A 25790-nucleotide genomic window follows, 5' to 3' on the forward strand; every position below is an offset into this window, starting at 1 on the left:
GACTATTCCCTTCTTCCTTGGTTTACATATGTTTGCAGATGATGAAACAAGGCACCGAACATGCCTGCATCATTGTTCAAAAAACATGCTTCAATACAATCTCCATTTATATATCCATTTAATGATTCGACTCTTCTTCTGAGCTCTGGTATCAATTCTTGCCTGGCACTTACAGCTCCGCCAATCAAGATTTTGCTTGGATTGAACATGAAATACAAATTGTGGATTCCAATTGCAAGGCTATCATAGAACCTTTCCACTTCATCGCGAGCTATAGGGTCTCCAGTTTCATATGCATGAAAAACATCCTGTCCGGTTACTTCCTCAACCAAAATTCCTTTATGTTTTGCATACCGTTCCCTGATGCCTGAAATAGATCCATTCCAACTCAAAGTATTTTTAAAAGCTGATCCATCTTTGCTACCATGGGTGATCATGAATCCAAATTCACCGGCCCCAAAGGAAATGCCCCGGTATAATTGATTGTTAAGGAAAACCGCTCCGCCAACCCCTGTACCGACAGTCATGCAGAGAAAGTGTTCAGTGTCCTTTGCGTTCCCCTTCCATTTCTCGGCTAGAGCGACACAATTCACATCATTTTCCACCGTGACAGGCAGATTCGTCCGTTCCTCCATATATGTTTTAATGTTGAAACCATCAAAATCCTTGATGGCTCCACCCATTTCTATAAAACCTGTCTGGTCATTGACAAAGCCGGGAGCGCTAATGGCGATTCCTCGTAAACTGGGAAAAACGGAAACTTTAGCTAAGATCGCTTCAAGGATAGCTTCCCCATTGTTGCGAACCGTCGGAAATCTTCCTTTTTCCAAAATATCGCCTAATTCTGTCAGCAATCCGTATTTTATTTCCGTTCCCCCTATGTCAAAGGCTAGATAGTTGGACATGATATCCTGTCCCCCTTACTAAATTTTTTTGATAGTATAATATAGACCAGGGCCGAACTTAGATTGCTGAAAGACCTGTTTAAGGTGCTTCACCGCTTCCTCTCCTTTGAGGGCGGTCATTGCTTCAAATATTGCCTGAACCCGATTTGAGGATAGAAGAGTTGTTTTTATGCGTTCATCTTCATATTCCGAGAAGAAATCACAAAGATATGATATCTGTCCGCAATTCATTTGAATTTGATAAGTATTCATGCATTCTCCTTTCTAAGCAGGTAAATCGTTATTGCCGGCATCCGTTGGTTGCTGTATGGCTGCAGCTTTATTGGAAGCTAGCACGAACGGTAGATAGACAAGCGTTGAAACAGCCAGACAGACGAATCCAATAACCAAGGCCATCCAGTTTCCGCCAGTACCAAAGAATGCAATAAGCGGACCAGGCGTCGTCCACGGCACAGTATAGGCTATCGGCGGTATCAGCTCTGTTGTGATCGCGATATAGCCGATCAAGATGTTTACTGCCGGCACCAGGATGAAAGGGATGATCAATATTGGATTAAGTACAACTGGCAATCCAAAGATGATCGGTTCATTGATATTGAAGATGCCCGGTGCAATGGAAAGCTTTCCGATATCGTGATAATCCTTTCTTCTTGATGCGATGAAAATGGCAATGATCAATCCCAGGGTCATGCCTGATCCACCGTAATTGGCGAAAGCATCATTGATAGCCCAAGTAACAGGGTAGGGAGCTCCCCAGGCAGATCCATGTGCAGCGACATAGTTCAGGTTTTCAAGCGTTGCCTCCGCAAACATTCCTTCCCTGATTGCGGCAACTGTATTAGGACCATGAATCCCGAAGACCCAGAGGAGATTCGATACTATGGCCAGGATAATTAACGAGAATATATTGGTTCCCAAGTTTTTCAATGGGGTCTGGATCGCTGCATATATCAATTCATGGATCCCATTTGGGTAGATAGCTAGAATGATTGCATTACCAACTGAGAATAAAACTGTAATGATGACGATTGGAAAAAGAACCTTGAATGTTCTCGAGATGGCTGGCGGTACGGACGCAGGCATCGTGATTTGAAGACGTTTCGATTTGGATAAACGGCTGAAGATCTCGCCCACGAGCAAGCCGATGATCATGGCTACGAAGAGACCCTGTGCCCCCACCCATTGAGTGGAAAGGAAATTCGTCCCGTCAACCACCGTATAAGCGGGATATACAATGAAGAAAGTGGAAAGGGCAGTTAATCCGCAAAGAAGGTCATCCGCCTTCATGGCTAAGGCGATATTCCTGGCAATTAGAAAGACGATGAATATGGATAAAATACTGGTTGAACCATTCAATACTGGTGCGAATACCTGCTGGAAATCAGCCAAATTAGGAAATAGCTTATTCAAGAACAGCATCTTTGCAATGAATCCATCCGGAGCCAGTACAGCAAAATTCAGTAAAACGATCAATGAACCCGCAAGCGTGATTGGAAATGCTAATATAAAAGCGTCACGAATAGCAACAATATGCCTTTGAGAGTTCAGTTTAGCCGCGACAGGAACAAGGGCTTTTTCCATACCACGCTCAAAACTAGCCATGAATCCCATAAAATACCCCCCTGAATCATTCTTTTTTTTGTTTTATTGGTCTTGACCAATAAGCTCTAATGCCCGATCGAGGATCGCGCTCCCGTTCATCGTTCCATATGCTCTCATTTCTATAACCTCTACTGGCACCCTTCCGTCTACAATGGCATCCACCTGTGCTTTTTGATATCTGACCTGAGGACCCAATAATACGACGTCCACTTCCTCAGCGGCTTTTGAGCATTCTGAAATGGGCAAGGCAACAATATCAATGGCGATGCCCTTATCCTTTGCAGCGTCATTCATTTTATTAACGAGCAAGCTGGTGGACATTCCAGCTGCACATACCAATAGGATTTTTTTCATTCATTATTCCTCCTTTTGAATAATAGATTGAATATTCTGTAAATTATTTCCGTTATTTTCTATCAATTCTTTATACCAATAGAAACTTTTTTTCTTTATGCGCCTTAAATCCTTTTCACTATGTTCATCTCTGTTCACATAAACGAAGCCGTAGCGCTTCTTGTAGCCATTAAGCCAGCTAAGTATATCCGTGAATGACCAAGTGCAATATCCAATTAGGTCCACACCGTCACTGATGGCATCCTGGCAGGCCGATACATGACTTTTCAAATACTCAATGCGGTACTCATCATTCACCACATCCCCTTCAAGGAGCGTATCATATTCACCTAAGCCATTTTCAGTGATGAGGATAGGGAGCCTATATCTGCTGGTCAATCTGCGAAGTCCGATACGAAGGCCTGTAGGGTCGATTTCCCAATCCCAGTTCGTTGCATCCAAGTGAGGATTTCGCTTTGATTTGAAAAGTCCGGGAACACCGCTTTCCTCTGATGTTCCTTTCTTTCCGGTCGTATTCATGGTCCCCAGTTCAATGCCGTCAAGCGGGTTCATTTCGACAGTTCCCGATCTATAGTAATTGACACCGATGAAGTCAGGCCTTCCAAAGGCCAGAAGTTCCATATCCCCATCCATGATGGTCGGAGCCAGACCATTTCTCTCTAAATACTTCATGCTTATCATAGGATAGGTTCCCCAGCAATAAACATCCAGCCACCAATGGTTATTGAGATCCTCGGCATTTTCATAAGCAAGGATATTATCCGGGGCACAAGTAAAAGGGTATGTCGGTCCAAAAGCAAAGCTGGGACCGATTTTGCCTTCAGGTACGAACCTTCTGAATGATTGGATGGCTTTAGCATTGGCCAAGTTTGCAATATGATTGGCTTCATACATCCTTTTTGCATCTTTCACACCCGGTGGATGCAGCCCTGTACGGTATCCTAATCCGATAAATACATTTTGCTCATTCAAAGTAACCCAGTACTTAACCCGTCCACCGAAGCGTTTGAACAGCGTGATGCAATATTCGTTGAAGTCATGAATGATTTCCCTTGATTCCCAGGCACCATATTCCTCCATTAATGCTTGGGGAACATCCCAGTGGTAAACCGTTAAAATGGGCTCAATGCCGTGTTTTAGCAATTCATTAATGAGGTCATCGTAAAATTTCAGGCCCGCTTCATTGATTTTTCCTTTCCCTTCAGGATAAATCCGGCTCCAGGCAACAGAAAAGCGGTATGCCTTCAATCCCATTTCGGCCATCAAGGCAATGTCTTCCCTGAAACGATGATAATGGTCAACCGCCACATCACCGTTCGTACTTTCATAAGTCGTACCATTCTTTTTTGCATAAATATCCCAGACGGAAAGACCCTTTCCATCCTCATTCCATGCTCCCTCCACTTGGTATGCTGCCGATGCAGAGCCCCATAAAAAGTTTTCTGGGAAACGTTCACTCTTTTGATGAATCATTATCTCACCTCTTCCTAAATAAATTGTATCCGCTTTCAATGTTGCGGTAAATACCATTCCCCCTTTCTGTTTTTTGTGACGTCAGTTGTCATCTGTTACATAAAAGAAACAGGATGTTTCTCGTGATCTATATCTTGTATATTTCTTTGGCAATCGCCTCTAACAGATAAACGACCGGAATTTGGGTGGTTATATTCGATTTACCGCTGTATTCCTCTGTCACGAAATAGGATATATTCAAATCGGAAATCCTTGCAATCGTACTGACTTTATTATTGGTTATGCTGACGATGGTGCTTCCCTCTTCTTTTAAACATTTTATAAGGTCAATGATCTCTATCGTTTCTCCAGACACACTCAAGGCAATCGTTACACTGTTACTTGAATACTTTGAATGGATTGGAAAGAAAGGATCCTTAATATATAAGGAAGATTTCCCAAGGCTGGAAACATAGCGTGACCCATATTCAGCCATAATGCCCGAGCTTCCAATACCAAGAAAAATGACACTCTCCGCTTTGGCAATCAGCCTCGCCGTTTCTTGAATATATGACTCGAAGCTTCCCTTCAGTGTCCTCTCTACAAATTCCGACAAAGAATGTTGGGTACTCTTTAGCTTGACATGCTGTTTCTCACTTATATACATCTTAAGCTTCACTTTGAATTCAGAGTAACCAGCGCAATCAACCTTTCTGCAAAAACGAAGGATAGTGGAAGTAGAGACATGTGTCTCATCTGCGAGCTCCCTTATCCTCATATAAGAGACCTTTTCTGCGTTTTTGGTAATATAACCATATAACGAACATTCCAATTCATTAAAAGATGCAATGGCTTCTCTAGTAAACATATAAAAACTCCTTTTGAGTGTCAGTTAACGACCAAAGTCTCATTTTCATTTTCCATACTCGTATCTATATTTCGATTTCTATGCCATTTCTCCTTTTATTACTTATAATACATAGGTTATTTGGAAGATTGGTTCTGCTGGATAAGTTGCACAGTCTAAATAACGGCCTTTGAATAGCCAAATGTTGCGTAATACTCGTAAAATACAAAAAAAGCAATTCACATGAAGTGTAATTACTTTTTAAAGAAGTGTATATTTTCGAGCTTCGTCCACTCCATAGTAGATTATTAGTTTTTTCGCCTAGTAATAATTAGCATCTGACATTACTTGTTTTTTACGATCGATAAAATCGTAATGGTGCTAATAATGCAGAGCGTGCCAAGCCACTCGGCAAAACCGAATGTTACATTCAGCCAGAAAACGGATATTAAGGTTGCGGATAATGGTTCAACCGAAGCAAATAAACTTACCTCAGAAGCCGAGATGAATTTGGTACTTTCCAAATAAAAATAAAAAGCAATGATCGTACCGAAAATGATGATGAATAAAACCGCTGAAAATGAAGGAAACGTCCAATTGCCTTCAAATGCCCATGGAGGATGGATCACGCTAAAGCATATGCCTCCAATCAACATGCCCCAACCCACAACAATCATCGCTCCCCATCTAGAAAGGAGTTTATAAGGCTGCAATGTATAGAACGCCAATGCAAAGGCTGATGTTACTCCCCAAAATACTGCCCAGCCGGAAATGGATAGTGTACGAATGCTTCCTCCCGTCACAAGCAAAAAAGTGCCTAAAATCGCTATGATCACAGCTACACTCACAGTAATGCTTGGAAAACGTTTGGAGCGAATGGCTAAATAACAAGTGATAAGCGCCGGTGCCAAGTATTGAAGGACTGTGGCAGTGGCTGCGTTGCCATGTTCAATCGCTGCAAAATATGTGTATTGAACAGCGAGCATTCCTAGAATGGCAAAAAGGATAATTTGAAGCGCATCTTTTTTGGTTTTCCAAATCTCAAAAACTTTCAGCCTTTCATTCTTATAAGCGACACCCAATAAGATGATTCCAGAAAGCAACAAGCGTATAACAGTGAGCCACTCAGGACTGAATCCTTGCTGCTGAAACAGATATTGAGCTGCCGTCCCTGACACTCCCCATAACGCGGCACCAGTCAGTACTAGTGCAATCCCTTTGTTTCTTGAAGGTGATATAGCAACTAAAGTATCATTACTCATTTTTTTCTACCTCGCTTTTTACACGTTCCGTATGGGCTTGAATTCTTAAATAACTTTCTTTCCAATTCTTTTCTATCACCTTAAGCACCATAGTGAGATTTCCATTCCTTAATGCGTGTATGATCTGATCATGCTCATCAACGGAAAGATGAACATCACTTACCTGATTGAAATAAAACAGTTCCATTCGTATAAGTTTTTGTTTGAGTCCCGATAGGATCCGCTTCATTTCATCATTTGTAGAAAGATTGATGTAAATGGAATGAAAGTCATTATCTTTCTGAACGGCCACCATTTGATTTCCTTCGTCGATTGCTTTTTTCACTTCATGATTGATGGCTTCCATTTCTATTAAGTGTTTTTCTTCAATGAAATCAAAAGCCTGTTCCATAGCCAGCTTTTCCAGTGTCCAAACAATGGAGTATATGTCTAATACACCACCGAATCGTATAGGGGAAACAATTGTTGAACGGCTCGGCTTGGTCTCGACAAATCCTTCATCCTCAAGCCTTAATAGTGCTTCTCTTATTGGGGTTCTGCTTACACCCAATTGCTCGGCTAATTCTTTATCGCGTAATTGCTGGCCTGGCGTTAGGTTTCCCTGGACAATCCAATCCCGCAATATCATGTATGCTTCTTCACGTACAGAAGTACGTTTTATTTTTTGAGATGAATTTGAATGCTTCAACGGCTATACCTCCTTAAATTACCGATATATAATATGCAATATATCACATATTGCATGCCGTAAGAAAGAAATTATAGAAAATTTAAATCTGGATCCTTTGTTAAAACATCAAACACATTTTAATAAAAGGGAATACTTCCATAGTAAAAACATTTTTTTCGAATGATGAAAGTAATCCTTCTACCATGAGTCCTCGAGCTTTAAGATTTACAACGATTCACTGAAAATAAGTTCTATTTTTCTGTATATCCATAGTATGTATTTTTAAATTTTTAGAACACTAGACTGAGACTTACGACATTTGTAGTTTAGTGCTCCTGGAACTCACAAATATTGGATAGTTTTCGCGAATGAATTGGATACTTCTCACTTTATGACCATTTCAAGTGAAATTTGGTGTTTCTAAAAAAATGTCTTGAAAATGTCTTGGTGCTGACCGCACTCATTACATGAATATTCTATTTCCAATGCATCTTCAGTTACTGTATGAACTGTCTCTTTTTTACAAGTTTCACAAAATCTCTTTTCGGATATTTCTTTCATTTATCATTCACACTCCGTTTTATCATCTTTTTTTGTAGTCTTGTTAATATTATTTTGCGAATATCCAACAGAAAAAATACCTTTTTCCTGAAGGACCTAAAAAAGAAGGTAAAGAACTCTGAGAAAAAGGTACTCAAATTGTTAAGTTAACCTTGGATTCCAATACATCAAAGCTGCATGAAACGGATATTCGTATTCGAAAACTCCCTCTTTTTCCACCACATATTTATTTAGGATCGTTTTTACTTCATCGTAGGAAAAATGTTCATCAAGAATTTTTGTTGTATTATCTCGGATCACTTCTTCAAAGGTGGAATAGATTTTTTTACTTTTCAATTTAACGATCTTACAGTCCGCCAGTATTCCAAGTTGATACAAAACATTCAAGATGTGTATGTAATCCCGTTTTCTTAAATTGATTGTATATCCTTGTTGCTGCAATTCCATATAATGAGGTTTTTCAGGGCCGGTTGTCATACCTACTATCACTAAACGGGCTGCAGACTCATTCATTTTTAATAAGGTTTGACCGATTTCTGTCATACGGTAATAACAATTAAAACCAAATACTACGTCAAATTTGTTTCTTTTGGTCTCACTTTCCCACTTATCATGAATCAACTCCATGTTTTCGAAACCTTTTTCGTTCGCCTGGGATTCCAAAAAATTGATAATGCTTTTGGAACTATCTATACAAGTTAGCTTCCTGACTTCTTTTGCAATATCAAATGTATAATTTCCCCATCCAGGGCCGATTTCCAATACATGATCATCCTGTTTTAATAATGCCAATAACTCCTGCTGTACAATTTTTGCATAAGGGTCCGCTTTATGTTGCTTTTTCGCTGCAACCTTGGAAGCCCAAAAAGCTTCTTCTGCAGCATCATCTTTTAGCCTGTTAGGTATATTCCCTGTATGATCCGCCATTGCCTGTTTCCAAAGTTCAATATAATCTGTCATCTTTTCTCCCCTGAATTCGTATGTATTTATCGGCTTTCACAGTGGTTTGGAGTTGCATATTAGTTTGTTTCAAATTAAAGCAAACAGCCAAATACTTCCTCTTTTAAATATATTAGCATACCATAGCTAAAACTTTGTTTTACACATAAGAAAAAGGAGCAAAAACTTTGCTCCTGCAACAAATATTGCTTATTATCCTTTACACTTTTATCTTTTCGATAAAGCTGACCACGTATTTTCAAGCCATTTATCAAAGTCTGCTCCTTTTTCACCCTCATATGTATCATATATATCCATTCTCATCTTCTGGAGTTTCTCTTTGAATTCAGTATATGTGTGATTTTCTGGTAAACTCTTCTTGATCCTGACTAAGATTTTGGTCAAACCTTTGACCAACTCTCCTTTTTTCCTTGCTGGCAATTGAACATCTTCACCTAAACTTTTCAATTGACGGTAGGCTGCCTCTTGAACTTTATATACAGAATCATTACTCATGATATGTGTGAGAATGTCGATTACTTGTTTATTTTTTGACTGGCCTAATTCTTCGATCGCATCTAAACGTTCTCTCCAATTAGATTTGCGATTGGCAGATTTTTTTAATTCCTCATAGTTGGCAGGTAACTCGATAACCTTTGTTTCTTTGTTATTCAAATGAATCATTTCTCCTTCTGTCTAAGTATTCCGGATATCAAAATGTTAATCCGCTACTACAATAGTCCCATTACCAGGAATGGTTTATTACATTCCTTATTATACCCTTTTCCATATTTTAATATAGTTAAATTCCTAAATCATCTGTTGTATCCTCAAATCAGTCGGGTGCCGGGGGTGCGATGCTTTGCTCTACAAACTTACTTGCACCTATAGCTCCAAAAGTAGCTTCAACAGTAAAAGGCATAAATCCTGCCTGGATTCATGCCCCTATAGTTGACTATGAAGTATGCAGACAATAATAGCAAATCTAGTCCACGTAATGTTTTTTATAATCTGGATGGATAGAAAACTTTTTACGTAAATTGGCGAGATTTACACCAAAGCTTTCTTCTAATAGTTCTCTATGCTTCTCCATGATTTCCATCAGATACAAATCATGAATCATGACTTCTGTAATGGGCATCACTAATCCTACATGCATGGTCCATGCTGCACGGCTATCTTTACCAAGCGAGACAATGCCTGCTACTACTTCTGAATCATCTCCACTGATAACAAGCCATCGTCCGCCATACTCTTCTGTAATTGCATAACCCATATAATGGAGGTAAACATTAGCAAAATCACAGACGATTTCCCCATAGGCAATAATTGTTACATTGACCCCTTTATTTGCTGCCTGTCTTAGTTCATACTCTAATTCTACGAATTCGTCTTCCCAAATCTCTAAGAGTATTCTTTTTTTAGCAGATAATATACAAGCTTTTACCTTATCGAGTATTTCATTGCGTCCCATGATATTCCAGATATTTTCACGGTCATTTGCAGAACGTTCAAACTCCGCTAATGATTTTTCTGCCCGTTCAAAATTCTCTTCTGCTTTTATCCGACGGTTTTTTATTAGTTCCTTTGCAGGTACAGGCGTATATTGTGGTGTGTTTCCAGGACTAACCAGAATATCTCCTCTTATTGCGAGACTGTCCAGAATTTCATAGATTCTTGAACGTGGTACACCGGAGTTTTTTGCAACTGCATAGCCTGTTAATGGCGATTCTTCCAATAAGGCAAGATATGCTTTCGCTTCATATTCGGTAAAATTTAGATTTTTTAATGTTTCTAAAATGTTTTCTTTCATAATCCCTCCAACACAACCTTAGTCGCTACCTTTGTAACTAATATTTTAACAAAATCTGTTGACGTTTTCCATTTTCATCTAATATACTTATATAAGTAGTTACTTGAGTAGCAACTATTAAAGAAGAAGGGAGAAATAGTATGGATAGCTTACTTACATACATATCAATTGTTGCAATGATGGTTATTATACCAGGAGCAGATACTATGCTCTTAGTGAAAAACACGCTTAGCCATGGTACAAAAGCTGGACGGTATACGGTTCTCGGAATGGCAACGGGACTTTCTTTTTGGACGCTTATTGCAATTCTTGGACTATCTGTTGTGATTGCGAAGTCTGTGATTCTTTTCAGTGCAATCAAATATTTGGGAGCCGCCTACTTAATTTATTTAGGGATAAAAAGTTTTTTTGCTAAAAGCGTTTTTTCTTTAAAAGAAATTCAAGCACAAGCAAATACAACTGCAAAGCATTCAAACCGGCATAATAAAGATTCCTTTATGCAAGCATTACTTAATAATATTCTTAATCCAAAGACCGTTTTAGTTTATATTACAATCATGCCGCAATTTATCAATTTGAACGGAAATGTAAACCAGCAATTGATTATTTTAGCCTTCATCTTAACCTTGCTCGCTGTAATGTGGTTTCTATTTCTTGTTTATCTAATTGATTACGCAAAAAAATGGATGAACAACTCCAAATTCCAGAAAGCATTCCAAAAATCAACTGGCTTAATTTTAATTGGTTTTGGGATAAAAACAGGAATATAAATTCATTTACTAACACATCTAATTTGATTCCATCCGTTCAGATAATTGAACGGTTTTTTTTATTTACGAACCGGCACCGATAATGGCATAAACTCAATCTTTCGTTCGTACATATGGCACTGCATTATTGGTCGGCAAAGATTTTTCCGCCTTCATCATTAAAAACAAAAACGTCAGTATTTTGCCATAAGAGCAGGAAATACTGACGGATAATGTCCTATGAAGTTTGAAGTATCCCTTTTTGTCAATCCAAGCCGCAAGCCTTGGCGAGTATTTCAACAAGGTGCAAACTTTTCATTTGGTTTGCCGCTCCCTCCCTTTGGATACCAATGCTCATTTGCATTTGGCATCCAGGGTTAACCGTCACTACGGTTGTTGCTTTCGTTTCTTTTAAGTTCTTCATTTTCTCATCAAGAATTTTCATGGATTCATCAAAGTGGAGAAGATTGTAAATTCCTCCAGATGCACAGCAGCGGTCAAACCCTTCCATTTCCACATAGGTAACCCCTGGTATGGATTGCAATAATAAACGAGGTTCCTTTTGGACCTTTTGAACATTGCGTAAATGACATGAATCTTGATAAGATACGATGCCTTGCCATTCTTCAGTAAAAGGAAGCGGCCCCAATTGATGAAGAATTTGACTGATATCTTTTGATTTTTCCGAAAAGACCCTTGCCGCGCCAGCCCATTCGTGATCATCTGCCAATAGATGTCCATATTCAAGAAGTGAGGCGCCGCAGCCTCCTGCGTTATTTACAATGACATCAGCATCTGTTTGCATGAAGGCCTGGATATTCCTCTTTGCCAATGCTTTCGCTTGTTTTATTTCACCTTGATGGGAATGCAGGGCACCGCAGCAATTCTGATTTTCAGGGAGAATGACCTCACAACCCGCTAAGGTGAGCAACTCAATGGTAAGACGGTTTATTCGTGACATCATGGAATCCATGATACACCCAGTAAAAAATGCCACCTTTAATTTCGTTTCCCCTTTTGCCGGCATTATCGTACCTGTCCGGATTCGTTTGGAGGACGGCTCGATGGCTGGAAGTGCTTGTTCTAAATGTGCAAGGGCAGGGGAAACCTTTTGCAGTACATTTGATGAACGGATAAGCCTGGATAAGCCTGTTTTTTGATAGAGCTGTACTGCACTTCCAATCCTGTTCATTCGTTTTGGATATGGAAAAAGATGAACCAATGCCAGTTTTTTGATCTTTGTCATTTTGTTTTTTTGATTTGCTGACGGGGAGTTTTCAATGGCTTCTTTTGCCGCTTCCAGTATATGTCCGTATGGCACACCAACAGGACAAGCTGTTTCACAAGCACGACAGCCTAAGCATAGGTCGATCGGTTCAGCTAAATCTTTTTGGAAATCTATTTTTCCTTCGGCTGCCATTTTCACTAGATTGATACGACCGCGTGGAGAGGCGGATTCCACCCCCATTGATTCATATGTAGGGCATGCCGGTAAACAGTATCCGCATTTTACGCATTGGTTTGTCCAATCATAGGCATCTGAATGTAAATTTTGGACCGCAGCATTTGACTCGTTCGGTTTGGCGGGTAGATTCATGTAACCAACACGACCCTTGTCTGTCCTTTATCAGGAAAAATCTTCCCCGGATTCAGGATATTATTGGGATCCCATGCTTCTTTAACTTTTTTCATCATATTCACCCCTGTTATTCCTAATTCCATTTCCATATATGGTGACTTTAAAGTACCGATTCCATGTTCCCCCGAAAGTGTTCCGCCTAATTCGATTGCTGCTTCAAAAATTTCACTGACAGCAAGCTCCACTTTTTTCATTTCTGTAATATTTCGTTTATCAGTAATGATGTTCGGATGTAAATTGCCATCCCCTGCATGGCCGAATACAACCAAGTTCAATCCGTATTTCTCCCGGATATTGTTTAATCTCTCCATCATGGCCGGTATTTGACTGCGCGGAACGGTCGCGTCTTCAGAAATTTTTGTAGGGCCCATTTGTGTAATGGCCGGGGAAACCGATTTACGCGCACTCCAAATCGTTTGGCGCTCGTCCTCTGTCTCCGCTATCTTGACGTAGGAAGCACCCTCCGCCCTGCATATATCAGCGCATTTATTGATTTCTTCCTCAATCGCCAATGGGTGACCATCTATTTCTATGATCAGAATCGCTTCTGCCTGAAGAGGCAAACCGGAAGGCCGATAGCTTTCAACAGCACGGATGCACGCATTATCCATCAATTCCAAGGCAGATGGTAGAATTCCTGACGATAAAATGCTGGTAATGGCATGGCCAGAGTCTATCAAATGATTGAAGTGGGCGACAAATGTTTGTTTAGATTGAGGTTTTGGTATCAAGCGGATGATTGCTTCTGTAACGATGCCCAGAGTACCTTCCGATCCCACGATCAATCGGGTCAAATCATACCCTGTTACATTTTTAACGGTCTTTCCGCCAGTACGAATGATTTCTCCGGTCGGGGTGACCACCTCCAGACCTATCACGTATTCTTTTGTCGTTCCGTATTTCAATCCCTTTGGCCCGCTGGAGTTTTCTAATAGATTCCCGCCTAAAGTGGCTACATTGGAGCTGCTTGGATCCGGCGGATAGAATAAGCCGGCTTCTTCAGCCTTTTTATGAATATCTGCCGTAATCACACCTGGAGAGACAATGGCAAGCATATTTTCCCGATCAATGATCAATTTATCCCGCAAAAGGGTCATATCAAGAACCATCCCCCCTTTAACAGGTAAAGGGCCGCCACTTAGCGAAGTTCCTGATCCTCTAGGGTAAACAGGTATTTTGTGAGTATTAGCCAATTTAACCACTTCACTGATTTCCTCCGCGTTTTTTGGCTGTATAACGACTTCAGGTAAATATTCCCCAAAAGAAGCGTCATAGCTATAACAATACCTTTCTGCCAAATCAAGAAACATTCTGTCACCTGGAATTACCTGACAAAGATCGACCAGGGCTTCTTTCTCCATGCTTCTCACTTCCTTTCTTAATAGAAATACGGAAAAGGTCTATTCGTATGTAATATAATGGCATTTTAAGATTCTGCTAGATATAATGATGAAAGAAAAGGAGGATTATATTTGAAAATCGCCCTGATTCATGCAACCACAACTGCACTAAAACCAATTGAAGTTGCCTTTCAGACTGTTGCACCGAACATTGAACTTCTTCATTTCATGGACACGTCTCTTCTCGCCTTGATGGAAAAGAGCGGCGAGTTAACTCCGGAAATCATCCGCCGCTTTTCTGCATTAGTGAATATAGCCTATGATTCTGATGTTTCATGTATCCAACTTACTTGCTCTGCTTTTAATGACATCACTGCAATTTTACAACCTTTATACCCTGTAAAGTTATTTCGTTCAGATGAGGCCATGCTTGATGAAGCACTTCGCTACACTAGCATCGGCCTGGTTTCAACCGTAAAAGAAACGCCGATCGCCCTTCAAAATTACTTATTAAATAAGAATCCGGACTGTATGATCGAGTCATTGGTGGATCCAGGAATCATCCATTTATTATCACAAGGAAAAAAAAAGGAACATGACGATCGGGTTAAAAAGATGGTGGAACAATTGGATGGAAAGACAGAAGTGATTTTGCTTTCACAATATAGTATGGATCATATTGCAAAGCAGGTTAATCCTTCTGTCCCTGTCCTAACGGCGCCGCTATTGGCTGCCAAAAGGTGTTTGGCTCATTTGAAGGGAACGTTTAAATAATTCTTTTCGTAATAAATCAGAGCTTAGCAAGAATGATCGTTTGTCACATCTTATATATCGTTTTTAACCGTTTGTATGATGCGAACCGCCAAAAACTTTCCCGACGCCTTGAATTTTTTCAAGTATGACGATCAGAAGGACTGATATGAAAATAACCACGCTTGACACGGATGCAACGATTGGATTGTAGGCATCCTGCATTTGCGAGAAAATCTCGATCGGCAGCGTTCTCATTTCCGGTGATACCATAAAGAGAGAGACCGTTACATTATCAAATGATGTCAAAAATGCGAATAATCCCCCTGAGATGGCCGCAGATCCAATTAGCGGCAGAGTCACTTTCATGAATACTGTTAGTGGATTCGCTCCTAGAATGGCAGCGGCCCGTTCGAGATTATAATCAAATCCACTTAAACCGGTCAATACGAGCCGCATGACATATGGTATGCAAATGACGATATGGGCAATTAAAAATCCTGTAGACGTACCGGCAAGCATCATTGGTGTAAAGTACATTAAAAGTGCAATCCCTAACACTAATTGCGGCACACTTAATGGTGAAGTTAAAAGGGCCGTAATATACGATTTTCCCGGTATCTCATACTTTGCAATGCCAAGTGCACCCAAAGTTCCGAATATGACGGAGAAAATGGCAGCTAATGCTGCGAACTTCGCACTGTTCAAAAATGCTTCCAAAAATTCAGGACGCTCCAAGATCTTGGCATACCATTGCAGTGAAAAGCCTTCAGCCGGAAAGCTTGGATAATTGGCACTTGTAAAAGAAGCGGGAATAACGACAATGAGTGGGATCAAGATATAGATAATGGCCAACACGGCAACGGCAATCCGCAGGCCGCCAAACGTTTTCATCATCGGAACACCTCCTTGAATTTCCCTTTTTCAAACGCTCTGGTAAAGACGGCTACCGATATGACAGTGGTTGCTAATAGAATATAAGAAAGAGCAGATCCGAATGTCCAATGCAGCAGGTTATTAATTTGATCATAAATGACGACAGGCATCACGGGCACGTTGGCTCCCCCCATTAGTGCAGGCGTAACATAAGCACTCATTGACAAACTGAATACGAGAATGCAGCCAGATACGATACCTGGGATGCTTAGCGGCAATGTAATGGAAAAGAACCTTCTGAATGGGCTTGCCCCAAGTATCGCTCCTGCCTTATCAAGAGAAGGATCGATATTATAAAGACTTGCAACGATGGATAAGATCATGAAAGGAAGATATGCGTTGGAAAGTCCAATTACTACTCCGATTTCCGAAAACAATAGTTTCAATGGTGCATCTATTATGCCAAGGGCCATCAAGGTTTGATTAATCGTTCCATTAGGCAATAGCAGGAGGTACCAGCCAAAATTACGGACAACTATACTTACCAAAAGCGGTGACACGATCAAGAGCGTGATATACCCTCTTATGCGCGCTGAACTTTTGGCCATCGTCAAGGCTACCGGATATCCAAGAAATAAAGCAACCAAGACCGAATATAAACTGATCTTCACTGTCAGCCATAAAGAAGATAAGTAATAGCTATCGGAAAATAATTGTGTATAGTTTTTTAGGCTATAAACTGCCTCCGCTCCTCCCAGATTATCTGTGGATATGAAGCTTAAATATAAAATGTATAACATCGGTATGACAAAGAAACCAAATATGAAAAGCAAAATCGGCGTTAAAAGGAGTAATCCTGGCACCCAGACTTTCCTTTTCTTGATTTTAGGTTTCTTTTGCGGCTCAATAGGATCCGTTTCCTGTTCTATTTCTTGACTAGCATAACTTCTGATGGGCTCCATCCTATCAGCACCTCACTTCCATTTTGCCATGATGAATCGAAAGCGGAAGTCAATACTTGGATACTTTTCCCCTGTAATAGAACATTGATTTCCCAAGAAGTACCAAGATAGTTAATTTGGCTGATCTTAGCACGATGGAAATCCAAAGGAGCTGTAGATTTTTCATCAAGAGAAACAATTTGCAGTTTTTCCGGTCTAATATAAAGCTTCACCTCATCACCGGTTTTCAAATCACTATCATTTCCCATGATGTTATTTGCATCGACATGAGTGATATCAGGCCCTATCTTGACTGAAACTTTCCGCTTATCCACAGCAGACACATTCCCTTCAAAACAATTCGATTTCCCGATGAATTGAAAGACGAATTCTGTCTTAGGATGATTGTAAATCTCAGTCGGTGTACTGATTTGTTCAATTTTCCCTGCATTCATGACCACGACCCGATCAGACATGGAAAGAGCTTCTTCTTGATCATGAGTCACAAAAATGGTCGTTACGCCAATTTCCTTTTGTAAACGTTTTATCTCGGCCCTGAGTTCATGGCGCAGCTTCGCATCAAGGTTTGAAAGCGGCTCGTCAAGCAAAAGGAGCTCCGGTTCCACTACAAGTGCCCTGGAAATCGCAACACGCTGACGCTGACCTCCAGATAATTCCCTTGGATAACGATTTTCCAATCCTGACATTTTCACTAATTCAAGAGCTTTACTTATTTTCTTTTTTTGCTCGGCTTTACCGACCTTGCGCAGTTTCAAGCCAAAACTAAGATTTTCATAGACTGTCATGTGAGGAAAAAGCGAATAAGTTTGAAAAACCATTCCTAAATCTCGCTTATAAGGCGGAACCTTCGTAACATTATTGCCCTTAATATGAACCTCGCCCCGATCTGCATCGAGGAACCCTGCAATGAGGTTCAAGGTTGTTGACTTTCCGCACCCGGAAGGCCCAAGAAGAGTGAGTAACTCTCCTTGTTTCACCTCCAAATCAATGCCATTCAGGACAACATTCGCTCCAAATTGTTTAAACGCGCCTTTTATCTCTACATCATTTTTATTTGATCCAAACCCCTGAACTGACTCCAGGTGCTGCCTATTAATTTCCACATCTTTTTTTAATACTTCCATGTGATCAACACGCTCCTTTTATTTGAGTTTTTTCCCTAATTCAGGAGTAACCTCTTTCGCCCATTTGTCTGACACCTCGGCACGGATCTCGGCAAACTTGGCGAAATCAGGTTTAAATGTTTTATCACTTGCTTTAAGGCCGATTGACTCTTCATATTTCTCTGGGATTTTCATGCCTTCCACCGTCGGATAAAATCCTTTTTCGGAAATTAATGCTTGAGCTTCTTCACTGATTACATAGTTGATGAATTCAAGGGCTTCTTTGCTATTTGGCGTATTTTTCACTAGACCAGCGCTGAAAGCTTGAAGCGGCACACCTTCTTTAGGCACGGCCATCTTAATCGGAATACCTGAAACGGCTAGTTCACCTATGGAATAACTTCCCATGACCGTTACGTCAGCAGCTCCTTGCTGGATCGCTGGCATCATTTGCGTTGAGTTTTTATAAAATGTATTGGAATACGCTGCAAGATCTTTAGCCTTTTCTAGACCTGGCTCCATGTCTTCTGTACTGCCGCCGTTTGAAATCGCCAGACCATTAAGGGTATTGAAGCCCCAATCATTCGTAATATCTGAAAATGCCGTTTTACCCTCGTACTCAGGAGAGACAAGATCATTCCATGATTCAATTGATTTTAACCCTTTCTTTTTAAAGGTTTCCGTATTATAAGCTGGTGCAATGACTAAACCGAATGCTGGCGCGGCCGCCTTTTCAACCGGAATGAAACGTGAATCCACCAATTTCATATTGGGAACATTGGACTCATCAATTGGAACGATCAGTTCCTTCTCCTTAGCGCGAATTACATCAACCGGTACAAAAAGGGCAACATCTATTTGCGGAGCGTTTTTCTGTAATTCCACTTTGGATAAGATTTCACCTGATAAACCGGAAATATAATTGACAGTGATTCCCGTTTCTTCTTTGAACTTTGGTGCAATCACATCTCGGATGGCACTTTCAATGACACCGCCATTACCTGCTATTGTTATTTTCTTCTCTCCTTTTTCCCCTGTACTTGTTTGTACGGATTCCCCCGGCTTTTGCGGAGTGGGATTACCACACCCCGCAAGAGCGATCAATACTATTATCGATAAAATACACATCAGTTTTTTCATAGTCATTGCCTCCCGTTTTTCATTGATTTTCAATCATTCCTTGTTCGGTAAAATAATTCATGGCCCCTGAATGGAAATCCAGTGGAACTTGTTTGGTTGCTTCCTCTATTGAAATATCAGAAGCCGCCGGATGTGTATGCTGCAGTTCAGGGAGATGTTCATATAATGTTTTCACAAGATTGTATGCATGAGGGTCAGACATTTCCTTGTAGGTTACCAAGACATTTTTAATTGAAATCGTTTGGACATTTTTTTTCATTCCCCTGTATGTATCTCTGGGAATTTCATCATGAGTATAAACTTCATATTGTTTCTGAAGACGTTCAATGATGTCTCCCGGTATTGGAATGAAAGATAGTTCCATCTGCCTGGATATGAAAGCGATTTCATTATTCGGAATTCCCGAAGAAAAGAAAGCTGCATCAATGGTGCCATTTCTTAATGCTTCTGCAGATTGAGAAAAAGAAAGATAGGATAAATTCAATTGATCAGTCGGTAAATCAGATTCTAACAGTATCCGCTCTGCAATAAGCCTTGTACCGCTTCCTGCCGTTCCCACACTAATGCGTTTACCAACTAAATCATCTAAGGAATCCAAATCATTTTGTTTAGTTGTAACAATTTGAACATAATTGGAATATAGGGCCGTTAAAGCTCTTAACTTGGATTTATCCGTCTCAGGCAAATCCAGTACATCCACTGTGGTAAAGCCAATTTCTGCCCGATGGCGGCTAACCAATTCAGTATTTTCGATGGAAGCATCGGTTACCTGGGTTCCTGACACAGCTCCATTATATTTTTCATACATATTTGATAATCTTTGTCCTAATGAAAAATAAACACCTGTCATATCACCGGTTCCAATGATTAGCATCCTATTATTTAAATCCTGTCCTTCAGAGGTTAGTTGACTCTGAATCAAGGTAGAAGCAGGTTTAGATATTTCCTGCTGCTCATTCATAAAAGAACATCCTGTCATGAAACAAAATAACAAAGCGACTTTTATAAAGAGTGCTCCATTCTTCATCGTGGCCCTCCTTTCTTAATGAATTTAGATGCAAATATCATGCCAAGTCGATTTTCTGCTTTAATACGCAAATCCTGCCGATTTCTTGGATGTTATCCAAGTATAAATCGGCAATTTTTTCCGGTTACCCAGAAAAAATTGCCGGTTAACACAATAATCCTGTTATTCTCCATTTGAAATGTGCTTGATTTTATCACGAAGGCTTCTTTCAGAAATTTTTAAGATTTGAGCTGTTTTTTGCCGATGGTTTTTACAGTATTGAAGAGTGGCCGTTATGACCTTTTCTTCTATCTCTTTCATGGAAATGCCGATGGGAATCCTGAAACTGTTAAAATCGTCGTCATTGCCATCCGGCTGGAGAATGAACTTTTGTTCTTGTACATATTGCGGCAAGTCGGTTTCTTCCATTCTTTTCGAGTTTGATAGGGCAATAGCATATTCTATAATGTTACCAAGCTCACGGACATTCCCAGGGTAATGATAATCCAGTAAAATCCGACGTGCAGTTGCCGAGAACATCTTTTCTTCACGATTCATATCCTTAGCGTGTTTTTTTATAAAATAATCCATAAGGATCGGTAAATCTTCTTTTCTATCTCTTAAAGGCGGCATCAAGATGGGAATGACATTTAGCCTGAAAAACAAATCCTCCCTAAATTCCCCTTCCATCACCATTTGTTCCAGGTTTTTATTGGCTGCACTTATAATACGGACGTCCAATGAGATTTTTGTATTGGATCCCAGAGGCGTCACTTCCCGTTCCTGCAATACCCTTAATAATTTGGCTTGAAGTGGAAGGGGCATTTCACTAATCTCATCCAGAAAAAGGATGCCTCCATTAGCAGCAACGAATTTCCCTTCCTTCCTCTGAGTTGCACCGGAAAATGCTCCCTTCTCGTAACCGAACAATTCAGATTCCAGCAGCATCTCAGGAATTGCTGCACAATTGACAATCTGAATGGGATTGTTTTTCCTTCTTCCCAGCGTATGGATGTTTCGGGCTACAAGCTCCTTTCCAGTACCACTCTCACCCGTGATAAGAACACTGGAATCAATATCTTTCACTCTTTCGATCATTGAGAAAATACGCTGCATCGCCTTGCTGTTACCAAGGAAGTTACCAAATCCCTTTTGAATCTCTAATTCTTCATGTAATGTCTCCAATTGATTGGACATCTGTTTGAATTCGGCTGCCCTCATCAAGAGCAAAGAAAGCTCTTCTATATTAATTGGCTTTTCAATATAGTAGTAGGCGCCTTTTTTTATGGCCTCGATGGAAGTTTCAATGGAAGAATAGGCAGTCATCATGATGACTGTCACGTTAGGTGATATTTGTTTGATTTTCTGTAGAACATCAAGTCCACTTTTATTCCCTATTCTCAAATCAAGTAATACAATATCAAAGTGCTGATTCTCGATCTTCCGAAGCCCCTCATCAGGGTCAGTAGTTGTTACGACTTGATAGGAATCTTCCAATGCAAAACTAAGAGCGGTGCAAATAGCAGGTTCATCATCAATCACCAATACATGCATTTTCATATTATTCCTCCTCTTTCCAGGCTTCTATTCGATATATAAAGGTAGTAAAATGGTGAATTTCGTTCCTGAATTAGGATAACTTTTCACATGGATATCTCCGTAATTCTCTTTAATTAGCCTATACGATAACGTAAGTCCCAAACCGACTCCCTTTTCTTTATTTGTGAAAAAAGGTTCGAAAATATGGTTCAGTTCCTCCTGTTTCATCCCTTTTCCTGTATCGGATATGGTAATCCGCCCTGTCTTTTCGTTCTCTTTATCAATGGTGATATTAATGGTCTTTTCCTTTGTTTCTTCAACGGCATGAATCGAATTCAACACCAAGTTAAGAAGTACTTGTTGAATTTGTTGTAAATCTATATAAAAAATAAGGTCCTCCTCAATCGTCTGCTCGAAATTTATTTGGTTTTTTTCCATTGTCACCTTATGAAAAGCAAGTAATGATAAAAGTTCATAAGCGTGGCAATTAGTAATATTGGGCGGACGCGGACGTGCATATTCAATTAAATCGGTAACAATTGCATTCAAACGATTAACTTCAGTAGGCAAGTGTTCCATTAGAACTTGTCGGAATTGAGGATTATCATATTTACTCGGAAGTAAATCAATGAATGTTTTTATCGATGTCAAAGGATTCCTTATTTCATGTGCGACACCTGCAACTAGTTGACCAAGAGCGTGCAGCTTTTCTTGTGTGACCAATTTTTTCTCCAATGATTTCTTTTCCGTCTCATCACTCATGGAAAGCAAGTATCCGGTTTGCATATCTTCAGAATTGAACATCTTATGCATCGAATATGAAATCATCTTCTGTTCATTTCCCTCATTAAGTACCAAGATCCGAAAAGAACCCGTACGATTATTCTCATTTTGTTCTTGATGTAAAGCTTCGAAATTCTTCATTAATTGCGAATGATTCATAAAATTCAGAATCATTTCCTTGGAAATGTTGAGAATGTCCGATGCCTTTGCATTGCAGCTGGTAATCATGAAATCGAGATCGAATGTAATGATTCCATTATTGATATTGTTTAAGATTTGATCTTTGAATGCTTCAGCGTTAGCGATGTTTTGCCGTTGTTTCTCTAAATCCTTATTTAATAAATGTAATTTTAACGTCTGGTTATGAACGGATTTTTTTAGCTTTTGATTCCATATGTAAATGATTAAAAGGATAAGGGCTACCGCAGTTAAGCTGATAATCAACCAGAATATGAATTGCTCCAGCCTGGCAATTTTTTGATTGGATTGTGGCATGACCCATTTATCGATTATCCCATTGATATTTCGGTTTGCTTTAAGTTCTGTGAGTGTATTGTCCATCATGAAAAGAAGCGATTGATTCCCTTTTTTTACTGCAATCGTATAATCCGCGGGTTCAATGACTTCATCGAGAATGATGTAATTCTTTTCTTGGCGGAACTTTTTCAAATAGAAATCTGCAGTCCATTTGTTTCCGATGAATACATCTGCACGGTTGTTCAATAATGTTAAAATACCCGAGTATTGATTCGAAACGGTCGTTAAATTTGTATTCCTCATATTGAGAAATGTACTGATTACTGGAGTGTTATGGTCAAGGACAACATGTGAATCACGTAAATCAGTTAACGTATGAATATCCTGTTTCCTATTACTAGGAATGATTATTGATTGGGACATTGTAAAATAGGATTGAGTGAAATCAAGTTGGTTATCTTTTTCGGTATTATAGGTACTTCCAACAATTGCATCGATTGTTCCGTTACTTAAGGCTTTTTCGGCATCTTCCATCCTCATCGGAATATATTTGAAATCTACACCATTATATTTTGCTATTTCCTCCATTAAATCAATATTTATGCCTGTCAGCTCACCAGTTTCATTTTCATATGAAAATGGTGGAAGAGCACTTTCTCCAGCAATTATAAAAGTCTTTTGGTCAGCAAAAACAGCGGGAGACCAAAGCGATTGAACAAAAACTATCAAGCAAAATATACTTAGTTTAAACAGCTGCTTTTTAATTAAAAGCCCTCCTTCTGTGTCAAAATCCTTGCAGTCAGTAATCCTCGGCTAAAAACATCATGATTATATACTTCTCCAATTAAGACTTGAACCCTTTAAAATGGAAAGAATTCTTGACACAATCTAACAATTATCTACAAAAAGGTATGTGATTCTGTCTTACCAAATAAATATAACCCCAGCAACCTGTGATGGGTTTTAAGATTAGAAATAGGTTTCTTATTTTAAATAGTAAGAAGATCCAGTTTGTTTTTTCAATAAATCCAGTTGATTTCAGAAATTCGCTTCCTTTCCACTACCTGTCTGATGAACCTCCTCGACGCATTCGTCTGTGGGGTCTCAGCTAGCCAGTTGAGCAGGGATGTCGCATTTTCTTCAATCTAATGAGGGTTTCATTCTAAAAACATTAAGGATAAACAAGTCTTTCTATAAAATCTTGGTTTGTTTTCAGACCTTCTGGAACATACAGATACATTGGCCAAATTTATGTTAAAGTATTTTCAATTTCAATGCTTTTTAACATTTGCCGTAACGCTTCAAGATGATGAGCCGAGTGGGCAATGGTCGCATTGACATTTGTCGGCCATTTTCCTATATAGAAATTTCAAAAAAAAGCCCAATTTCTCAGTATTAAAATTGAGAAATTGGGCTTTTTTGTTACTCGATAAAAGCACCCTATAATGGAATAACACATTATTTTTATTAGGTAGTTTTGTTGAAGATCATTACTTTTTTTCTTATCGAATATACTAATCCTTTAATCCCTTTCCATTGAGAATATTCTGCATGCATTTTTCAACTCTTGACTCTCGAGTTTTGGATTGTTTTGGTTGAGAAAAATGAAGAATGTATGCTCTTTGCCGTCCCGGGGTCAATGCTTCAAATGCAGTTTTCAAGGCAGGGATTTCATCGAATTTGTTTTGAAGCTCTTCAGGAATTATGAATTCTGTCTTTTTAAAATCCACTTCCAAACCGGCTTTTTCAACTTCAATGGCTTCATGAATATAGGCTTTCAGAATGGATTCCGTTGCAACTATTTCTTGAAGATTGGTGAACCGAATCTGGCGCGCCCCCTGTACATTCTCCGTTTGTTGGATTAGAATCCCATGGGTATCCTTTAACAAGGCACCTTTGTGAAACAGAAGCGCACAATATTCTTTAAATCCATGTATTAAAACGATGTTTTTTTTCTCAAACGTATAACAAGGATGCATCCACTTAAATTCTTCGGTCAGCTCACAGTCAAGAACGATATTTCTCAGCGTCTCATATTCTTCCTTCCACTTTGTAGCTTTACTTAAAAATTCATCAACCTTAGGATTCATACTATTTGTCATCACGGAACACTCCTCTTTCCGAGCAGTTTGCTTATCTTATACGTTAGCTAAAAACTAAAAAACTTACATTTCCTCTAACAATTTATTAAGATCTTCGCCCATTTTCGCCCAACCATATTTCGCACCATTGAACGCTTGATCTTCTTTTTCAAATCCTGATTGTTCAAGATGTAAATAGGTTGTTCCATCCTCGTGCTTTAATGTCCATGTGACTGTAGTATTTATCCCGCCACCTACCCAAGTGTAAGATAACCTATAAGGCTCCTCAACTTCAAGAACTTCGGAATCGATAACTAAATTCCACTGTTCATTCCGGAACTGAAATTTATGTCCGACGACAGGTTTAATATCATTAGCCATTACCCACTTCGCAAGAGTATTTGCATCCGTTAAGGCGTGCCATACCTTCTCGATTGGGCTCTTAAAATTAAAATCTTGTGATACTGTTAAATTCATCTTTTGTTCCTCCTCTAATATTTTGTTTAAAAGTAGCATTCTTTCACTCCAGAATTTCCTGTAAAACGATACCCAATCCTCAATTTCCCTCAACGGGGCAGCATTCAGCCGATAACGCGTTTCCCTGCCGACCTTTCTGCTGATTACGAGACGAGCCTCTTTAAGGATTGCCAAATGCTTCGAAACCGCAGTTCGACCCATTTCAAAATGAACGGTCAACTCATTGAGTGGCAATTCTTCCACGTCCGCCAACAAACGTAGCAATTTACGTCTTGTTGGGTCAGCGATGGCCACATAAATATCACGCTCTTGATTTTGATTTTGCTCGTTCAAAATCACCCCCCCTTTATTGGACACCAATTAGTGTCTTTTATTATATGACACCAATTGGTGTCCTGTCAATTTTATTATTGACATCAAGGTATTTGTTTTATTCGCCTATCATCAAGTATATAGGTTCCTT

General features: G+C 39.6%; 24 protein-coding genes and 1 pseudogene. 2 read left to right on the forward strand and 23 right to left on the reverse strand.

Features of this window, described 5'->3' with window-relative positions; all coding sequences use genetic code 11:
* Positions 1-2: 2 nt before the first annotated feature.
* The 11 genes from OSJ91_RS13935 to OSJ91_RS13985 all read right to left on the reverse strand — a co-directional run bounded on the left by OSJ91_RS13935 (position 3) and on the right by OSJ91_RS13985 (position 10405).
* Positions 3-905 (reverse strand): ROK family protein, encoded by a 903-nt coding sequence (locus OSJ91_RS13935; RefSeq protein ID WP_485889846.1) that lies wholly within the window; start codon positions 903-905, stop codon positions 3-5.
* Between the two features lie 18 nt (positions 906-923).
* The gene (locus tag OSJ91_RS13940; RefSeq protein WP_350302707.1) at positions 924-1157 is read right to left on the reverse strand and encodes a hypothetical protein; all 234 of its coding nucleotides are present in this window, start codon (positions 1155-1157) and stop codon (positions 924-926) included.
* A 12-nt stretch (positions 1158-1169) separates the two neighbouring features.
* Positions 1170-2516, reverse strand: coding sequence for a PTS sugar transporter subunit IIC (locus tag OSJ91_RS13945; RefSeq protein ID WP_485889847.1), 1347 nt, complete (start codon positions 2514-2516; stop codon positions 1170-1172).
* Between the two features lie 33 nt (positions 2517-2549).
* Entirely contained in the window at positions 2550-2861 is a 312-nt protein-coding gene (locus OSJ91_RS13950) for a PTS sugar transporter subunit IIB (protein ID WP_350302709.1), read from the reverse strand.
* Between the two features lie 3 nt (positions 2862-2864).
* A complete protein-coding gene (locus OSJ91_RS13955) occupies positions 2865-4334 on the reverse strand; it encodes a glycoside hydrolase family 1 protein (protein ID WP_485889848.1) in 1470 nt (489 codons plus the stop codon).
* Positions 4335-4461: 127 nt separating this feature from the next.
* A complete protein-coding gene (locus tag OSJ91_RS13960) occupies positions 4462-5181 on the reverse strand; it encodes a MurR/RpiR family transcriptional regulator (protein WP_350302711.1) in 720 nt (239 codons plus the stop codon).
* Between the two features lie 323 nt (positions 5182-5504).
* Positions 5505-6422, reverse strand: coding sequence for a DMT family transporter (locus OSJ91_RS13965; protein ID WP_485889849.1), 918 nt, complete (start codon positions 6420-6422; stop codon positions 5505-5507).
* Positions 6415-7110 (reverse strand): GntR family transcriptional regulator, encoded by a 696-nt coding sequence (locus OSJ91_RS13970; RefSeq protein WP_485889850.1) that lies wholly within the window; start codon positions 7108-7110, stop codon positions 6415-6417. The genes OSJ91_RS13965 and OSJ91_RS13970 overlap by 8 nt, the downstream gene beginning before the upstream one ends.
* Positions 7111-7794: 684 nt before the next feature.
* Positions 7795-8613 (reverse strand): methyltransferase domain-containing protein, encoded by an 819-nt coding sequence (locus OSJ91_RS13975; protein WP_485889851.1) that lies wholly within the window; start codon positions 8611-8613, stop codon positions 7795-7797.
* Between the two features lie 207 nt (positions 8614-8820).
* On the reverse strand, positions 8821-9276 hold the full coding sequence (locus OSJ91_RS13980; protein ID WP_485889852.1) for a HEAT repeat domain-containing protein: 456 nt from the start codon (positions 9274-9276) through the stop codon (positions 8821-8823).
* Between the two features lie 301 nt (positions 9277-9577).
* Positions 9578-10405: a TrmB family transcriptional regulator gene (locus OSJ91_RS13985; protein ID WP_485889853.1), complete on the reverse strand. Its 828-nt coding sequence runs from the start codon at positions 10403-10405 to the stop codon at positions 9578-9580.
* A 140-nt stretch (positions 10406-10545) separates the two neighbouring features.
* Between OSJ91_RS13985 and OSJ91_RS13990 the strand changes: the two genes are divergently transcribed.
* Positions 10546-11175: a homoserine/threonine efflux transporter gene (locus OSJ91_RS13990; protein ID WP_485889854.1), complete on the forward strand. Its 630-nt coding sequence runs from the start codon at positions 10546-10548 to the stop codon at positions 11173-11175.
* Positions 11176-11419: 244 nt separating this feature from the next.
* Here the strand turns inward: OSJ91_RS13990 and OSJ91_RS13995 are convergent, their stop codons facing one another.
* Together OSJ91_RS13995 and OSJ91_RS14000 are read right to left on the reverse strand one after the other, a co-directional pair.
* Positions 11420-12751 carry a (Fe-S)-binding protein gene (locus OSJ91_RS13995; RefSeq protein WP_485889855.1) on the reverse strand — a complete coding sequence of 444 codons (1332 nt, stop codon included), beginning with the start codon at positions 12749-12751 and terminating at the stop codon, positions 11420-11422.
* Positions 12748-14154 carry an FAD-binding oxidoreductase gene (locus OSJ91_RS14000; RefSeq protein WP_485889856.1) on the reverse strand — a complete coding sequence of 469 codons (1407 nt, stop codon included), beginning with the start codon at positions 14152-14154 and terminating at the stop codon, positions 12748-12750. Before OSJ91_RS14000 ends, OSJ91_RS13995 begins: the two co-directional genes overlap by 4 nt.
* 111 nt (positions 14155-14265) lie before the next feature.
* On the opposite strand from OSJ91_RS14000, the gene OSJ91_RS14005 reads away from it, so the two are divergent.
* Positions 14266-14907, forward strand: coding sequence for a hypothetical protein (locus OSJ91_RS14005; protein WP_485889857.1), 642 nt, complete (start codon positions 14266-14268; stop codon positions 14905-14907).
* A gap of 63 nt (positions 14908-14970) precedes the next feature.
* Here OSJ91_RS14005 and OSJ91_RS14010 read toward each other — a convergent pair whose 3' ends face one another.
* The 10 genes and pseudogenes from OSJ91_RS14010 to OSJ91_RS14055 all read right to left on the reverse strand — a co-directional run.
* On the reverse strand, positions 14971-15777 hold the full coding sequence (locus OSJ91_RS14010; protein ID WP_485891900.1) for an ABC transporter permease: 807 nt from the start codon (positions 15775-15777) through the stop codon (positions 14971-14973).
* Complete coding sequence (locus OSJ91_RS14015; protein ID WP_350302721.1) at positions 15777-16721, reverse strand: ABC transporter permease; 945 nt, start codon at positions 16719-16721, stop codon at positions 15777-15779. The genes OSJ91_RS14010 and OSJ91_RS14015 overlap by 1 nt, the downstream gene beginning before the upstream one ends.
* A complete protein-coding gene (locus OSJ91_RS14020) occupies positions 16685-17845 on the reverse strand; it encodes an ABC transporter ATP-binding protein (RefSeq protein ID WP_350302722.1) in 1161 nt (386 codons plus the stop codon). Before OSJ91_RS14020 ends, OSJ91_RS14015 begins: the two co-directional genes overlap by 37 nt.
* 18 nt (positions 17846-17863) lie before the next feature.
* Entirely contained in the window at positions 17864-18964 is a 1101-nt protein-coding gene (locus OSJ91_RS14025) for an ABC transporter substrate-binding protein (protein WP_350302723.1), read from the reverse strand.
* Positions 18965-18983: 19 nt separating this feature from the next.
* Complete coding sequence (locus OSJ91_RS14030; RefSeq protein ID WP_413017839.1) at positions 18984-19991, reverse strand: TAXI family TRAP transporter solute-binding subunit; 1008 nt, start codon at positions 19989-19991, stop codon at positions 18984-18986.
* A 162-nt stretch (positions 19992-20153) separates the two neighbouring features.
* Positions 20154-21530 carry a sigma-54-dependent transcriptional regulator gene (locus OSJ91_RS14035; RefSeq protein ID WP_485889858.1) on the reverse strand — a complete coding sequence of 459 codons (1377 nt, stop codon included), beginning with the start codon at positions 21528-21530 and terminating at the stop codon, positions 20154-20156.
* Between the two features lie 24 nt (positions 21531-21554).
* Positions 21555-23498 carry a transporter substrate-binding domain-containing protein gene (locus tag OSJ91_RS14040; protein WP_485889859.1) on the reverse strand — a complete coding sequence of 648 codons (1944 nt, stop codon included), beginning with the start codon at positions 23496-23498 and terminating at the stop codon, positions 21555-21557.
* A 785-nt stretch (positions 23499-24283) separates the two neighbouring features.
* Positions 24284-24871, reverse strand: a complete 588-nt coding sequence (locus OSJ91_RS14045) for a YdeI/OmpD-associated family protein (protein WP_413017845.1) — start codon at positions 24869-24871, stop codon at positions 24284-24286.
* A gap of 63 nt (positions 24872-24934) precedes the next feature.
* A complete protein-coding gene (locus tag OSJ91_RS14050; RefSeq protein ID WP_485891901.1) occupies positions 24935-25327 on the reverse strand; it encodes an SRPBCC family protein in 393 nt (130 codons plus the stop codon).
* Positions 25328-25420: 93 nt separating this feature from the next.
* Positions 25421-25684 (reverse strand): annotated as a pseudogene (locus OSJ91_RS14055) (ArsR/SmtB family transcription factor); the annotation flags it as partial.
* Positions 25685-25790: the final 106 nt, after the last annotated feature.

The sequence above is a fragment of the Bacillus sp. T-10(2022) genome (assembly GCF_056502895.1).